Origin of the sequence: Lysobacter sp. CA199, from assembly GCF_052078715.1 — a bacterium.
GTDB lineage: Bacteria > Pseudomonadota > Gammaproteobacteria > Xanthomonadales > Xanthomonadaceae > Lysobacter.
On sequence record NZ_JBQJIL010000015.1, the window covers coordinates 99,789 to 114,492 of the forward strand.

Consider the following 14,704-nt stretch of genomic DNA (forward strand, 5'->3'; position numbering starts at 1 on the left):
GCGCGCGCTCCTGGACCGGGTTCGCGCCAATCACGCCGCGTTCTCCGGAGCGACGCGGTCCTTGAGCCATTCGTAGCCGTGCGCTTCCAGCTCCAGCGCGAGTTCCGGACCGCCGGTTTCGACGATGCGGCCGTCGGCGAGCACGTGCACCACGTCGGGCTTGATGTAATCGAGCAGGCGCTGGTAGTGGGTGATCACCAGGAAGGCGCGTTCGGGCGAACGCAGCGTGTTGACGCCGTGGGCGACGGCCTTGAGCGCGTCGATATCCAGGCCCGAGTCGGTCTCGTCGAGGATCGCCAGCCTGGGTTCGAGCAGGGCCAACTGGAAGATTTCGTTGCGCTTCTTCTCGCCGCCGCTGAAGCCTTCGTTGACGCCGCGGTGCAGCAGCTCGTCCTTGAGGTGCAGCACGGCCAGCTTCTCGCGCACCAGCTTGAGGAACTGCATCGAATCCAGTTCCGCCTCGCCGCGCGCCTTGCGCTGGGCGTTGAGCGCGGCGCGCAGGAAGTAGGTGTTGTTCACGCCCGGAATCTCGACCGGGTACTGGAACGCCAGGAACACGCCGGCGGCGGCGCGCTCTTCGGGTTCCAGCGCGAGCAGGTCGCGGCCGTCGAACTGGATCGAACCCTGGGTGACCTCATAGCCCTCGCGCCCGGCCAGCACGTTGCCCAGCGTGGACTTGCCCGCGCCGTTGGGGCCCATGATGGCGTGCACCTGGCCCGGCTGCAGATCCAGCGAGAGGCCCTTGAGGATGTCCTTGCCGGCGACTTGGACGTGGAGGTTTTCGATCTTCAGCATGATTGGCATCTTGGTTGGTTCAATCGGCAAGTCGTTCCAGGTCCGCCAAGTCTTGCAGGCGGCCGACGGTTTTCTTGTTTTTACGCAGGTCGTCGATTCCGATGACCGAGACCTCGGCTCCCGCAAGCGGAGGCTCGCCAGTCGTCAGGGAGTCGGGACATCGCGCAACTCGATCACGTAGGCGAAGGGCGGGTTCCCGTTCTTGAACAGTTCGTTTCCTTCCCGATGCAGGTTCAAGGTTTCCTGCAGCCGTTCTTCCACAGGGCGCGAACGCCAATAGCGCACGGATCCGCTGTTTTGCTCTTCCGGCGCCGCGAAGCGCGCGGTACGGGCGATGCGCGCATTCATCCGACCGAACCTTCCAGGCTCACTTCCAGCAACTTCTTGGCTTCCACCGCGAACTCCATCGGCAGTTCGCGGAACACCGACTTGCAGAAGCCGTCGACGATCATCGATACCGCGTTTTCCGTGTCGATGCCGCGGCTGCGGCAATAGAACAACTGGTCGTCGCTGATCTTGGAGGTGGTCGCTTCGTGTTCGACGGTCGCGTCGGGGTGCTTGACCTCGATGTAGGGGAAGGTGTGCGCGCCGCACTTCTTGCCGATCAGCAGGCTGTCGCACTGGGTGTGGTTGCGCGCGCCGGCGGCGTTCTTTTCCACCTTGACCAGGCCGCGGTAGGTGTTCTGGCCGCGGCCGGCGCTGATGCCCTTGCTGATGATCTTGGACTTGGTGCGCTTGCCGACGTGGATCATCTTGGTGCCGGTGTCGGCCTGCTGGCGGTGATGGGTCAGCGCGACAGAATAGAACTCGCCGGTCGAATCGTCGCCGAGCAGCACGCAACTGGGGTATTTCCAGGTGATCGCCGAACCGGTCTCGACCTGGGTCCAGCTGATCTTGCTGCGCGCGCCGCGGCATTCGCCGCGCTTGGTCACGAAGTTGTAGATGCCGCCCTTGCCGTTCTCGTCGCCCGGGTACCAGTTCTGCACCGTCGAATACTTGATCTCGGCGTCTTCCAGCGCGACCAGCTCGACCACCGCGGCGTGCAGCTGGTTCTCGTCGCGCATTGGCGCGGTGCAGCCCTCCAGGTACGAGACGTAGGCCTTGTCTTCGCAAATGATCAAGGTGCGCTCGAACTGGCCGGTATGGCCGGCGTTGATGCGGAAATAGGTGCTCAGCTCCATCGGGCAACGCACGCCCTTGGGAATGAAGACGAAGCTGCCGTCGGAGAACACCGCCGAATTGAGCGCGGCGAAGAAGTTGTCGCCGGTCGGGACCACGCTGCCCAGATACTGCTTGACCAGCTCGGGCTGCTCCCGGATCGCTTCCGACATCGAGCAGAAGATCACGCCCTTCTCGGCCAGTTCCTTGCGGAAAGTGGTGCCGACGGAGACCGAGTCGAACACCGCGTCCACCGCCACGCCGGCCAGGCGCGCGCGTTCGTGCAGCGGCACGCCGAGCTTGTCGTAGGTGTCGAGCAGTTCCTGCGGCACTTCGTCGAGCGAGGCGTACTTGGCCTTGGGCGCGCTGTAGTAGCTCAGCGCCTGGAAATCGATCGGCGCGATGTTGAGCTTGGCCCAGTGCGGCATCGGCATGGTCAGCCAGTGGCGATAAGCCTCAAGCCGCCATTGGGTCATCCACTCCGGCTCGTCCTTCTTGGCCGACAAGGCGCGGATGACGCCCTCGTCCAGGCCCGGCGGCAGGCTGTCGGATTCGATGTCGGTGATGAAACCGGCTTCGTAGCGGCGGCCCAACTGCTCGTGGATCTCACGGTTGGCGATGTCGCCCGCCTGCGCGGGAGTGGGTTTGATGTCGGTGGCCATGGCGGCTGCCTACTGTCTATGCGCCGGCCAGACGCAGGTCGATGCGCTTGGCGGAGGCGGCTGTTTCGGGTGAAAGTGCTGATGCAAAAGCGGGGGTAGGGGCCAACATCTGCGCGAGGGTCACGTTGCTGAGCGCTTCCACGACCACATCGTTGATCCGGCGCCAGTTGGCGCGCACGCCGCACTGTTGCTCCAGACCGCAATTGCCTTCATGGACGCTGCATTCGGTCATGCCGAGCGGGCCTTCCATCGCCTCGACGATCTCGATCAGGCCGATATCTTCCGGCGCCCGCGCCAGGCGGTAGCCGCCGTTGGCGCCGCGGAAGCCCTCGACCAGGCCAGCCTGGGCCAGCGGCTTGAGCACTTTGCTGACCGTCGGCGCTTCCAGACCCGCCCGTTCGGCCAGTTCGGCCGCGCTGAGAACGCGGTCGTGCTGGGCCGCCAGGACGGTCAGGACGACCGTGGCGTAGTCGGTGAGTTTGGTGACGCGGAGCATCGGCGTGGAGGCCAGCAAGCGGGTGGGGTTAATTCGTACCGAAATTGTACGGTTTTATCCCGGTCGAGGCCAGCGCCCGGGTTTTGCCCAATTCAGCCAGCGGGGCGGGGTCGCGCGCCTGCGCCGGGCCGGGGCGCCGTGCGAGGGCGCGAGACGGGCGCGGAGCACGACTGGCGCTGGCGACGATGGCGGCCGAACCCCCGCTCGGGTCAGAATGCGCGTTCGTCATTTCGGAACTCAACATGCCGCGCAAGATCGCCGCCCGTCGTTCAGCCATCCACGGCAACGGCGTATTCGCCGTCGCCCCGATCGCCAAGGGCGAACGCGTCATCGAATACAAAGGCCGCCGCCGGACCCACGAAGAAGCCGATGCCGGCGATACCGGCGACGCCGATTCGGGCCACACCTTTCTGTTCACGCTCAATGACGAGTACGTGATCGACGCCAATCACGAGGGCAATACCGCGCGCTGGATCAACCACAGCTGCTCGCCCAACTGCGAGGCGCTGCTGGAAGAGGACGACGGCGACAACCGCCGCCAGGACAAGGTGTTCATCGAGGCGATCCGCGACATCGCCCCGGGCGAGGAGCTGTCGTACAACTACGGCATCACCTTGGAAGAGAAGCACACCAAGGAACTGAAGAAGATCTGGGAATGCCGCTGCGGATCGCCGGATTGCACCGGCACCATGCTGCAGCCCAAGAAAGACAAGAAGTCCAAGAAAAAAGACAAGAAGAAGGGCAAGAAAAAAAAGAAAGACAAGAAGGGCAAGAAGAAGGATTAAACCGGGTCGGCTCGCGGATTTCCTGGCGCCCAATGATGGCGCCCGGCGCAGGACGAGTTCTTGATCTTCCCTTCTCCCGCTTTGCGGGAGAAGGTGGCCCGAAGGGCCGGATGAGGGCATGCGACCAGTGGGCGCCCTTATCCCGACTACACCCCGGCCCAAACGCATTGCGTTTGGGCGTTCGCGGACGCGCGAGGCAGTGCCTCGCAAGCCGCGCCCACTCTGCCCGCTGAGCGGGAGAGGGGCTTGTCACGACGGTCAACCTTTGACCGCGTACGAACGTCCGATGGCTCTCCACGTCCCGCAACGGGACACTGCGATGCATCCGTCGCCACGCCGCGATAACACGCCGCGGAGACAATGGCCGCCGGTTCGCCGTATTCGGCGCTTGGCTTCTTCGAAGAATCCCCCGCATCGCATCCAGGAGTAGTCGTCCATGAGCTCGATCCAAGGCAAAGTCGCCGTCGTCACCGGAGCCGCCAGCGGCATCGGCAAGGAAATCGCGCACGAACTGGCCCGCGCCGGCGCCGCGATCGCTATCGCCGACCTCAACCTGGCCGGCGCGCAGGCGGTGGCCGACGAGATCGCCGGCAACGGCGGCCGCGCGATCGGCGTGGCGATGGACGTCACCGACGAGGCCGCGGTCAATGCCGGCATCGAGCAGGTAGTGGCCGAACTGGGCGGCATCGACATCCTGGTCTCCAACGCCGGCATTCAGATTGTCAATCCGATCGAGAATTACGCCTTCGCCGATTGGAAGAAGATGCTGGCCATCCATCTGGACGGCGCGTTCCTGACCACCCAGGCCGCGTTGCCGCACATGTACAAGGGCGACAAAGGCGGCACTGTGATCTACATGGGTTCGGTGCATTCGCACGAGGCCTCGCCGCTGAAGTCGGCCTACGTCACCGCCAAGCACGGCCTGCTCGGCCTGTCGCGGGTGTTGGCCAAGGAAGGCGCCAAGCACAACGTGCGCAGCCACGTGGTCTGCCCGGGTTTCGTTCGCACGCCGCTGGTCGACAAGCAGATTCCCGAGCAGGCCAAGGAACTGGGCATCAGCGAGGACGAGGTGATCAAGAAGGTCATGCTCGGCAACACCGTCGACGGCGTGTTCACCACGGTCGAGGACGTGGCGCAGACGGTGCGCTTTTTGGCCGAGTTCCCCAGCGCCGCACTGACCGGGCAGAGCTTCGTGGTCAGCCATGGCTGGTACATGCAGTAACTCGGTAAGTCGCAAGTGGGTTCTGCACTCGATATCCCCGCCTTTGCCCGTCATCCCCGCGAAGGCGGGGATCCAGAGACTTCAGAGTCATTCGGCGATAACGCCCTGGATCCCCGCCTTCGCGGGGATGACGGGCAAAAAGCAGCGGACAATGAGGCTTACGGTCTTTCAACAGGCAGACCGATCTTCGCAGTTCGAAAGATGCGTTTCCGGATATCACGGTAAGAGGTGGTAAGCATGGCAACCAAGCGCACCCCGACGCGGCGCAAAGCCGCTCCCTCCCGCGGAACGCGCAGCGCCGGCAAACCTGCGCCGGCCAAACGGGCGTCCGGCAAGCGCGAGCCGGTCAAATCCGCGGCTACCAAACCTTCAGCAAAATCTGCAGCCACGTCGGCGGTCAAACCCGCATCCAAGCCCACGCCCGCGGCGCAGAAGCGCAAAAGCGCGCAAGCCGCCTTCATAGATACAGCCATCGAAACCACCGCGCCGGCCGGTGCCGGCCGGCGCAAACTCGTGTCCGATTCGCAGGCTCCCTCACCGCGCGCGCCCAGCAAACAAGCCGTTTCGCGCGCGGCCAAGGCCGCCGGCGCGCGCATCCGCGAGACCGCGCCGGTGCTGCCGGACAACATCGCCCTGGTGCTGCAAGGCGGCGGCGCGCTCGGCGCGTATCAGGCCGGCGTCTATCAGGGCTTGCACGATGCGGGCATCGCGCCGAACTGGATCGCGGGTATTTCCATCGGCGCGTTCAACACCGCGATCATCGCCGGCAATCCCGCGGACCGGCGCATGGACGCGTTGCGCGAATTCTGGGACACGATCTCGCGGCCGGCGCTGCTGCCTTCGACCACCTTCGGCCAGGAAGCGCGGTTGCAGGAACTCGACGCAGATACCCGCGCCTGGCTCGATACCTGGGAGGCCTGGCGGGCGATCGTCGAAGGCCAGCGCGGTTTCTATCAGCCGCGTTCCTGGCTCGGAGTCGACACCGCGCTGCTGTTCGGCGAACAGCCCGGTCCCGCCGCGGCCAGTTTCTACGACACCTCGCCGATGATCGCGACGCTCGAACGCATGGTCGATTTCGATCGGCTCAACGACGGCGGCATCCGCGTCAGCGTCGGCGCGGTCAACGTGCGCACCGGCAATCTGGAGTATTTCGACAACACCCAGATGCGTTTGGACGCGCGCCATATCCTCGCCTCGGGCGCGTTGCCGCCGGCGTTTCCGGCGATCGAGATCGACGGCGAGTTCTACTGGGACGGCGGCCTGGTTTCCAACACGCCGCTGTCGCAGGTGCTGACCGCCTCGCCCCGTCGCGACACCCTGGTGTTCCAGGTCGACTTGTGGAACGCGCGCGGCGAGTTGCCGCAGAACCTGCTCGATGTGACCGAGCGGCAGAAGGAGATCCAATACTCCAGCCGCACCCGGCTCATCACCGACACCCAGCGGGTGTTCCAGCACTACCGCCGTCTGTTGCGCGAGTTGCTGGAGGAAATTCCCGAAAAGGTGCGCAAGACCAATCCCTGGGCCCAGCACGCCGCCGAGCTGGCCTGCGACCGGCGTTACAGCGTGATCCATCTGATTTATCGCGACAAAGCCAAGATCGGCCACTTCAAGGATTACCAGTTCGGGCGCGTGGCGATGCGCGAGCATTGGCTGTCGGGGCAGAGCGACATCGCGCGCGCATTGGCGCATCCGGACTGGTTGCAACTGCCGCATGGGGAATCGGCGTTCGTCGCTCATGACGCTACCGCGCCTTGAGCCGCGAATCGGTTCGCGGTTTGGTTTCCGGGCGCGTGCGCTTGATGGTTGCGTGGTGACCGATCGAAGCGCGTCGGGGCTGAAGCCCCTCCCACAAAATCCCTTGGAGTCGCGAGGTCTATTGTGGGAGGGGCTTCAGCCCCGACGCTCTTGCCGCACGAAGCGACGATCATCCCCATCCCCACCCCCGCGCCCCGTCGAGGCCCGCCGCCCGCCCGAGCTGACAATCGTCACGACACCCCCATGCCCGGCCCACCACCGCGGACCGTAAACACTGCGATGCGCCTCGCCCACCGATGGTTGCCATGACTAACGCCAGTTAGAGACAAGTCGGCGCCCGGCTAGTCTGCGCGGCATCGCGGTGCCGTATGCCGCGATTCGACATCGACCGGCGCGGGGGACGCGCCGGCGATGCGATCCACCGCCGCACGGGGCCGCAGCATGCGCAAGAATCTGATCACCGCTCTCTCCGTCGCCTGCGCGGCCGTCGCCGCGCCGTGCGCACAGGCGCTCGACATCGACGGCCGCATCGATCCGCAGGAATGGAGCCAGGCCCAGCACATCCAGGATTTCCGCCTGACCCAGCCGTTGTCGCGCCAGGCCGCTTCGCAGCCCACCGAAGCCTGGCTGATGGCCACGCCGCAAGGCCTGGCGATCGCGTTCCGCAACCACCAACCCGCCGGCGTGACGCGTCTGCGCCAGCACACCCAGCGCGACGGCGACGGCACCGTCGACCGGGTCAATCTGTACGTGGATTTCGACGGCGATGGACGCGCGGGCTACAACTTCACCGTGACCCTGGCCAACAGCATCACCGACGCCACCATCACCAGCGAGAACCAGTTCAACAACGATTGGGACGGCGATTGGCGCCACGCCACCGGCGAAGACGAAGACGGTTGGTCGGCGGAGATGCTGATTCCCTGGCATATCGCGCCGATGCGCCAGAGCGAAGGCATGCGCACGCTCGGCGTCCAGCTCGACCGGGTCATCGCCTCCACCGGCGAGCGCACTTCGTGGCCGGCGGTGCATTACACCGAGGCGCGCTATCTGTCGGCGTTCAATCGCATCCAGGTGCCCGCCTATAAGCAATCGCTGCTGGCGATCACGCCTTATGCGATGGGCGTGCAGGACGCGGTGAAGCATCGCGGCGATTTCGACGGCGGCATGGATCTGTTCTGGAAGCCCAGCGGCAAGTTCCAGCTCAGCGCGACGGTGAATCCGGATTTCGGCCAGGTCGAGAGCGACGAACTCACCGTCAACTTCAGCGCCACGGAAACCTTCAACAGCGACAAGCGACCGTTCTTCACCGAAAACCAAAGCTTCTTCGACGTCCAGTTCGGCTCGTACAACAATTACAGCCGGCTGATCTACACCCGCCGCGTCGGCGGGCCGGCCGACGATGGCGACGGCTCGGGCGACGTGACCGCCGCGGTCAAGCTCAACGGCAGCGCGGCCGGACTCAACTACGGCGTGTTCGCCGCCAGCGAAGGCGACGCCGTTGGCCGCGATTTCTACGCCGCGCGGGTAACCCGCGACTTCGCCCGCTTCGGCCTGGGCGCGATGGTGACCCGGGTGGAGCGGCCGTACCTGGATCGCGAAGCCAACGTGTACGAGTTCGATCAACGCTGGACGCCCAGCGCGCAGTGGGCGATCCGCAGCACCCTGGTCGCCTCGCAGGTCGAACAGGCCGGGCGCGGTTTCCGCGACAGCGGCGGCCAGTTCCGCATCGACTACGACATGGGCCGCGGCTGGCGCCAGCAGTTGTACGGTCTGCACCTGGGCCGAGACCTGATGCTCAACGATTTCGGTTATCTGGAGCGCAACAACTTCAACTATCTGCGCTACGACCTGGGCAAGCGGGGGAGCGATCTGCCGGCCGATTCGGCCTATGCCGGGCAGGACTGGCATTTCGCGATGTCGCGCCGCTACAGCGACGACGGCGTGCATATCGCCGATGCGGTCGCGGTCAATCGCCGCAGCGACATGCGCGATGGCGGCCGCGAGTTCATCGAGGCATCGCTGTGGAGCGGCGGCTACGACGATCTGATCACCCGCGGCCACGGTGTGCTGCGCGTACCGGAGAAAATGTTCCTGGCCTACGAGCGTCTGCGCCCGCGCCAGGGAGCCGGCCGATGGTCGCTGTATACCGAAGCGGGCTACAGCGCGGAGGGCCTGGGCGGCATCGACGAGGGCGAACTGAGTCTGTACCTGGAACCGAACTATCAGTACAGCGACCGCATGCTGCTGTTCGCGGGCCTGGAATACAGTCACAACCCCGATTGGCTGCTGTGGCGCGGCGACAACCGCGTCGCCAGCTTCCGCGCCGATCTGCTCAATCTCAACGCGGGCGTGCAGTGGTTCATCGACGACAAGCAGGAACTGCGTCTGCGCCTGGAGACGATCGGCGTGAATGCGCGCAGCCGACAGGCCTATCGCGTCGGCGCCGACGGCCGCGCGCTGGCGGTGGCCGAAGCGATTCCGGATTTCAGCGTGCGCAACCTGGGATTCCAGGTGCGCTATCGCTACGAACTGGCGCCGCTGTCGTATCTGTACGTGGCTTACGTGCGCGGCGGGGAAGTGTTCGAGGAAGGGCTGGGACAACGCAATGTCGGCCATCAGTTCCGTGATGCGTTCGATCTGCGCGACAGCGAGCAGTTGTTGGTGAAGCTGTCGTATCGGTTCGAGATCTGATTGTTCGCTGTTGTTGTGGGAGGGCTTGAGTCGCAGTCCTTCCTGGTTTTTAACCTTGATCGGAAAAGAGAGCGTCGGGGCTGAAGCCCCTCCCACAATAAACCTCGCGACGGCGAAGCTCTTGTGGGAGGGGCTTCAGCCCCGACGCTTTCCTTTCAGACAGCGGCGCAAGCCGGAAACAGTCGCCGTTAGAACTCAGCCCTCAAATCCGGACGATACCGGTTCAATCCTTGCGCCACTCCACCCCGAAGTAAATCGACCGGCCATCGCCCGGCAGGAAATTGCGCCCGTCCAGCCCACGCGCATCGGCGATCACATTGGTGCTGGCGATCCAGCGCTTGTCGCCGAGATTGCGCGCATCGGCGAACCAGTTCCATTGCGAAGCGATCTTGCCGCCCACGCGCAGGCCGGCAACGGTGTAGCCTGGCGCCTTGAAGCTGTTGGCGTGGTCGATGTAGTAATCCTGCGGCGTCCATTCGACGCTGGGCGCGAGGTAAAAACGCGGGTCGGGCTGCCAGCGCAGTTCGGCGCGCAATTGTTGCGGCGGCACCCCGGCCAGATCGTTGTCACCGTAGACCCGATCGTGATCGAAGCGGAAATCGTTGTAGAGGTAGTTCGCCGACAGCGACCAGTCCTCGGCGAAGGTCCAGCCCAGACCCAGCTCGATGCCCTGGTGAATCGTGCGGCCGGCGTTGACCGTGCCGAGCGGGTTGCCGTTGCCGTCGCTGAGCGAAAGCAGTTCGCCTTCGACGCGGGCGCGATACAGCGCGACATCCAGCGACAAAGCGTCGCGGCTCAGGCGCAGGCCGATCTCGCCACTGTCGGCGCGCTGCTTGTCGGCCGGGGTCACGCCCGGGCCGCCGCTGAGTTCGCCGAAACTCGGCGGCTCCAGGCTGCGGCTGAGGTTGGCGTAGAGCTGGGCGTGGTCGTCTATCAGATAACGCAGGCCGAGCTTGGGACTGAGGCCGGAGTAGTCGATGTCGAAGCTCTCGTCGCGGCCGCCGGTGATCAGCAAGTCGCGCGAGCTGCGCCGCGAGCGCAGCGCCTGCGCGCCCAGCGACAACACCCAGCGCGGGTCGAGCCAGGTCTGGTTCTCCGCGTAGAGCTTGCCGTTGCGCGCGCGTTGGTCGAAGCGATTGCTGCGCGCGTCGGGGCGGCCGGCGATGTTGAAGTAGCGATCATCGTCGATATCGCCCTGGGCGAAGGCCGCGCCGGCGATAAGCACGTTGCGCAGGCCGAACCATTGCGTCTCGTCGCGCCAGCGCAGGTCGATGCCGTAGTCGCGACTGTCCTGGCGCAGCACCTGGAAGATCGGGTGATCCAGGGATTTGTCGGCGTAGTGGACCGACAAAGTCAAGCTGCCGGTGGGCGAGGGCGCCCAGGCGAGCTTGCCGGCGATGCGATCGAGCCGGTAGTCGCGGCGCTGGTTCAAAGCGAGGTTGCCGGGCGCGGCCAGGCGTGGGTCGCGGCGCGATTCGTCCAGGGTCAAATTACCGGGCAGGGCCGAACGCGTGTCGATGTGGGTGAGGTAAACGCGGCCGTCGAGGTTGTCGGCGAATCGATAACCGGCATTGGCGAACAAACGGTAGTTCTCCTGCTCGGCATGATCGCGGTAACCGTCCTGACGCAAGCCGCTGAGGCTGAGATAGCCGTCGGCGCGTCCGGACACGCCGGATGCGGCGATCTGGCCGCGCCGGTAACCGAACGCTCCGGCTTCCGCGCGCAGGCTCAGCGGCGCGGCGTCGTAACCGGTGGGCGAGACGAAGTTGATCGCGCCTCCGAGCGTGGCCGCGCCGAACTCCAACGCGTTGGCGCCGCGATAGACCTCGATGTAGCGCGCCGACAAGGGTTCGACCGCCTGAAAATCGAAACCGCCGTCGGCGAGGTTGAGCGGGCTGCCGTCCTGCAGCAGTTCCAGGCCGCGGCCGTGGAACGTGCGTTGCAGGCCCGAGCCGCGTATCGCCAGACGCGCTTCCTCGGCGCCGAAACGCGGCTGCACGAACACGCCGGTGGCGTAACCCAGCGCATCGGCCAGCGTGCTCACGCGACGATCGCGATACTTCTCGCCATCGACCAGCGAGGTGGCGCCGGCGCGTTGGTCGAGCCGGCTACGGGCCTGGTCGAGGCTGTCGACCGCGAGCGAAGCGTCGGCGTGGCCGTGCACGCGGACCGTCGCGAGCGTCTTGGCCTCGGACGCGGTCTGCGCCTGCGCCGCGGAAGCGAACATCAACGCCAGCGCGAGCGATGCGGGAGGAACTGTGACGGTGCGCATGACGGCTTCCGTGCTTGAGAAGCCCGACAGGGTAGTGAGCGCGGCATAGGCCCGGGTGCGGCATATCGCCGCACGGCGCAATGTGTCCGGTGCGGCTGCATTTATCCGTAGTGGTCACGATCGCCTCGCGTTTTCGCGACGCCGATGCGCGTCGCGCGGTTCAGTGCGCGGTGTCGCTGAGCGGCACCGGTTTGACCCGCAACGCCCAGACCACGCCGGCGATCAGCAGCGCGATGCCCACCAGGGTCAGCGGTCGCGGAAACTGCCCGCGCAGGATGAAGGCGTAGCTCAACGCGAACAGGGTTTCGAACACGATCAGCTGTCCGGCCAGCGCGGTGGGTAGTCGCTGGCTGGCTTCGTTCCAGCACAAGGTGCCGACCCAGGATGCGAACAGGCCGATGACGACCATCAAGGCGATGAAGATGCCCGGACGCGGGCCGAACGGCATCGGGAACTCGTTGCCGCGCGCGCTCATGAACGACCATAGGGCGATGTAACCGATCGACGCCAGCGGCAGTGTCGCCACGCCCTGTGCGGTGGCCCAGGTACGCGGACTGCGGCCGGGATGGGCGCGCAACCAATCGGCGTTGCGCAGCGGATACCAGGTCCAGCATGCGACCGCGCAGAACGCGAGCGCGGCGCCGATCGCATAACGGCTCACATCGGCGTCGGCGTCGGCGCGCAGCGCCTCAAGCTCGACCTGATTGACGCAGCCGATGCCCGCGGCGATCAGCAGCAGCGAAGGCGCCAGCCGCGGCCACGGCAGGCGGCCGTCACGGCGTGCGTTGCGCAGGTTGGCGCTGATCGCGATCATCACCGGCAAGGTGCCGATGATCATGGTCGGCAGCGGTCCGCCGGCGCGTTGGATCGCGCTGGCCAGGCACAGGTAATAAAGCAGGTTGCCGATCGCCGATAGCTTGAGCGCTTCGATCCAATCGGCGCGGGTGAGTTGGCGCAGCGCGGCGCGGTCCAGCCACGCCAGCGGCAACGCGATCAGGCCGAAGGCGAGATAGCGCCCGACCGACTGCAGTGCCGCCGGGTATTCGGGCAACAGCAACGGGCCGACGAAGACCAGACCCCAGATCAGGCCGGCGAGCAGGGCGTAGAGGGTTCCTAGCAACATGGCGCCAGCTTGCCCGGCGGATCGGGTCGCTGTCTTGTATCAGATTGCGCTGCGGCGCCGGTCGCTCAGCCGCGCACTTGCTTCTGGTAGCGCGCCGGGGTGACGCCGTAACGGTGCGCGAACGCCCGGGTCAGATGCGCCTGATCGGCCAAGCCGGTATCGGCGGCGATCCGGGCCGGCGCGATGCCGGCGGCGAGCAGGCGCTTGGCCCGGTGCAGGCGCAGCGCCATCAGCATCTGCTGCGGGGTCACGTGATACTGAGCGCGAAAGCGGCGCAAGAAATGGAAAGGGCTCAGCCCGGCGACCGCGGCCAACTGTTCCAGGGTGATCCGTTCGGCCAGATGCGCGTGCAGATAATCGACGACCGGCGCAAAACGCATGGCTGGCTCGTCGCGCGCGCGGCGAGGGATGCGCGCGTGATCGCGGAACTCGCTGAGCAGTGCGTGCAATTGACTGTCGAAGTCCAGCGGGTCGTCCGCGCGCCACAGCGCATCCAGGCGCGCGGTGATGCGGCGCGCGCGGACAGGATCGTGGCGCACCGCCTCGTCGAACCACCAGCCGGCTTCGCCGGTGATCTGTTCGGCCGCGTCGGGATCGACATAGACCATGCGGTAACGCCAGCCGCCTTCGGTCTCGGCGCGGCCGGTGTGGAGCACGTCGGGATTCATCAATACCAGCGAATCCGGCGGCGCGAGGTGGTCGCTGCCGCGGTAACGGAAACGCTCCACGCCCGATTCGATCGCGCCCAGCCCGTAGGCCTCGTGGGTATGCGGTTCGAAAGCATGTCGAACGATATGCGCGCGGTACAACTCCACGCCCGGACGATGCGCGGGCTGCCGGAACTGCGCGGCATCGAAACCGTTGTCGAACTGGGCGGGCACGCCTTGCATGGGGCGAGTATGGCATTTGTCGCGAAGTCTCTGTGGGAGGGCTTCAGCCCCGACGTTCTCTGTCAGATCGCCGTGTCGGAGCGGAAAGTGTCGGGGCTGAAGCCCCTCCCACAAGAGCGAGCTGCTTTCACTCCGGTAAGGACGCATCGGCGATAACGAGGTTCGAATTTTGAAGCGCCGATATGCCGTTCAAGGTGGCAAGGATGCGATGTCCGCTGATCGAGTGGCCGCGAGGTCTTTTGTGGGAGGGGCTTCAGCCCCGACGCTCTTTTTTCAGATCGCCGCGTTTGAGTGGAAAGCGTCGGGGCTGAAGCCCACCCACGAGAGCAAGCCTGTCCACAAAAGCCGGCCCCCCAAACGGTCTACGATTCGCCGCCACCCGGACGCAGCGCCTGCAACGCAACCCAGGTGCGCGGAGTCATGATCTCGAACAAGCCTTCGCGCGCGGTGCGACGGCCCAGCACGATCAGGGCATGGTCGCGGCTCAGCAACCAGCGCGCCCGCGCGGCCAGGGCGAGCTCGAGGAATTTCTGATCGTCCGGATCGGCGCAGCGCGGCAACCGGGTCGCGGCGATGTCTTCGGGCGAATACGGGTGCGGCCGCAGCAGCGTGTCGTACTCGCGCAGGCAATGCGCGCGCGTGGCTGGGTCGAGCGCGAGCTTGGGATAGTCGAGGATGCGCAGCCATTCCTCGCGGCAAGCGTTGTCGGTGACCGCGATCAAAGCGCCCTCGCGCAACGCGGCGAGCAGCGGCGCGGTCGCCGGATCGGCGAAGGCGAACAGGTCCAGGCAGACGTTGCTGTCCAGGACGATGCGCGGCGTGTCCGCGCTCATGCGGGCGTTCGCGTGCGGG

At 65.8% G+C, this 14,704-nt stretch carries 12 protein-coding genes and 1 pseudogene; 4 read left to right on the plus strand and 9 right to left on the minus strand.

Features of this window, described 5'->3' with window-relative positions:
• Positions 1 to 30: 30 nt before the first annotated feature.
• The 4 genes from sufC to ACTOWJ_RS25265 all read right to left on the minus strand — a co-directional run bounded on the left by sufC (position 31) and on the right by ACTOWJ_RS25265 (position 3,111).
• Positions 31 to 795 carry a Fe-S cluster assembly ATPase SufC gene (gene sufC, locus ACTOWJ_RS25250; RefSeq protein ID WP_441337379.1) on the minus strand — a complete coding sequence of 255 codons (765 nt, stop codon included), beginning with the start codon at positions 793 to 795 and terminating at the stop codon, positions 31 to 33.
• Between the two features lie 144 nt (positions 796 to 939).
• A complete protein-coding gene (locus tag ACTOWJ_RS25255; RefSeq protein WP_441337380.1) occupies positions 940 to 1,143 on the minus strand; it encodes a hypothetical protein in 204 nt (67 codons plus the stop codon).
• A complete protein-coding gene (gene sufB / locus ACTOWJ_RS25260; protein WP_441337381.1) occupies positions 1,140 to 2,615 on the minus strand; it encodes a Fe-S cluster assembly protein SufB in 1,476 nt (491 codons plus the stop codon). The genes ACTOWJ_RS25255 and sufB overlap by 4 nt, the downstream gene beginning before the upstream one ends.
• Before the next feature lie 16 nt (positions 2,616 to 2,631).
• Positions 2,632 to 3,111: an SUF system Fe-S cluster assembly regulator gene (locus ACTOWJ_RS25265; RefSeq protein WP_441337382.1), complete on the minus strand. Its 480-nt coding sequence runs from the start codon at positions 3,109 to 3,111 to the stop codon at positions 2,632 to 2,634.
• Positions 3,112 to 3,353: 242 nt separating this feature from the next.
• Between ACTOWJ_RS25265 and ACTOWJ_RS25270 the strand changes: the two are divergent.
• A pseudogene (locus ACTOWJ_RS25270) lies at positions 3,354 to 3,818 on the plus strand (SET domain-containing protein); the annotation flags it as partial.
• 514 nt (positions 3,819 to 4,332) lie between these two features.
• Positions 4,333 to 5,118 carry a 3-hydroxybutyrate dehydrogenase gene (locus ACTOWJ_RS25275; RefSeq protein ID WP_441337383.1) on the plus strand — a complete coding sequence of 262 codons (786 nt, stop codon included), beginning with the start codon at positions 4,333 to 4,335 and terminating at the stop codon, positions 5,116 to 5,118.
• A gap of 158 nt (positions 5,119 to 5,276) precedes the next feature.
• Here ACTOWJ_RS25275 and ACTOWJ_RS25280 read toward each other — a convergent pair whose 3' ends face one another.
• A complete protein-coding gene (locus ACTOWJ_RS25280; RefSeq protein ID WP_441337384.1) occupies positions 5,277 to 5,519 on the minus strand; it encodes a hypothetical protein in 243 nt (80 codons plus the stop codon).
• Between the two features lie 112 nt (positions 5,520 to 5,631).
• On the opposite strand from ACTOWJ_RS25280, the gene ACTOWJ_RS25285 reads away from it, so the two are divergent.
• Both ACTOWJ_RS25285 and ACTOWJ_RS25290 read left to right on the plus strand, forming a co-directional pair.
• On the plus strand, positions 5,632 to 6,873 hold the full coding sequence (locus ACTOWJ_RS25285; protein WP_441337385.1) for a DUF3734 domain-containing protein: 1,242 nt from the start codon (positions 5,632 to 5,634) through the stop codon (positions 6,871 to 6,873).
• 441 nt (positions 6,874 to 7,314) lie between these two features.
• The gene (locus tag ACTOWJ_RS25290; protein WP_441337386.1) at positions 7,315 to 9,567 is read left to right on the plus strand and encodes a DUF5916 domain-containing protein; all 2,253 of its coding nucleotides are present in this window, start codon (positions 7,315 to 7,317) and stop codon (positions 9,565 to 9,567) included.
• 223 nt (positions 9,568 to 9,790) lie between these two features.
• On the opposite strand, the gene ACTOWJ_RS25295 is transcribed toward ACTOWJ_RS25290, so the two are convergent.
• The 4 genes from ACTOWJ_RS25295 to ACTOWJ_RS25310 form a co-directional block, all read right to left on the minus strand.
• Positions 9,791 to 11,839, minus strand: coding sequence for a TonB-dependent receptor family protein (locus ACTOWJ_RS25295; protein WP_441337387.1), 2,049 nt, complete (start codon positions 11,837 to 11,839; stop codon positions 9,791 to 9,793).
• Between the two features lie 160 nt (positions 11,840 to 11,999).
• Positions 12,000 to 12,962 carry a DMT family transporter gene (locus ACTOWJ_RS25300; protein ID WP_441337388.1) on the minus strand — a complete coding sequence of 321 codons (963 nt, stop codon included), beginning with the start codon at positions 12,960 to 12,962 and terminating at the stop codon, positions 12,000 to 12,002.
• 65 nt (positions 12,963 to 13,027) lie between these two features.
• Positions 13,028 to 13,852, minus strand: coding sequence for an AraC family ligand binding domain-containing protein (locus ACTOWJ_RS25305; protein WP_441337389.1), 825 nt, complete (start codon positions 13,850 to 13,852; stop codon positions 13,028 to 13,030).
• 362 nt (positions 13,853 to 14,214) lie between these two features.
• Positions 14,215 to 14,685, minus strand: a complete 471-nt coding sequence (locus tag ACTOWJ_RS25310; RefSeq protein WP_441337390.1) for a PIN domain-containing protein — start codon at positions 14,683 to 14,685, stop codon at positions 14,215 to 14,217.
• Positions 14,686 to 14,704: the final 19 nt, after the last annotated feature.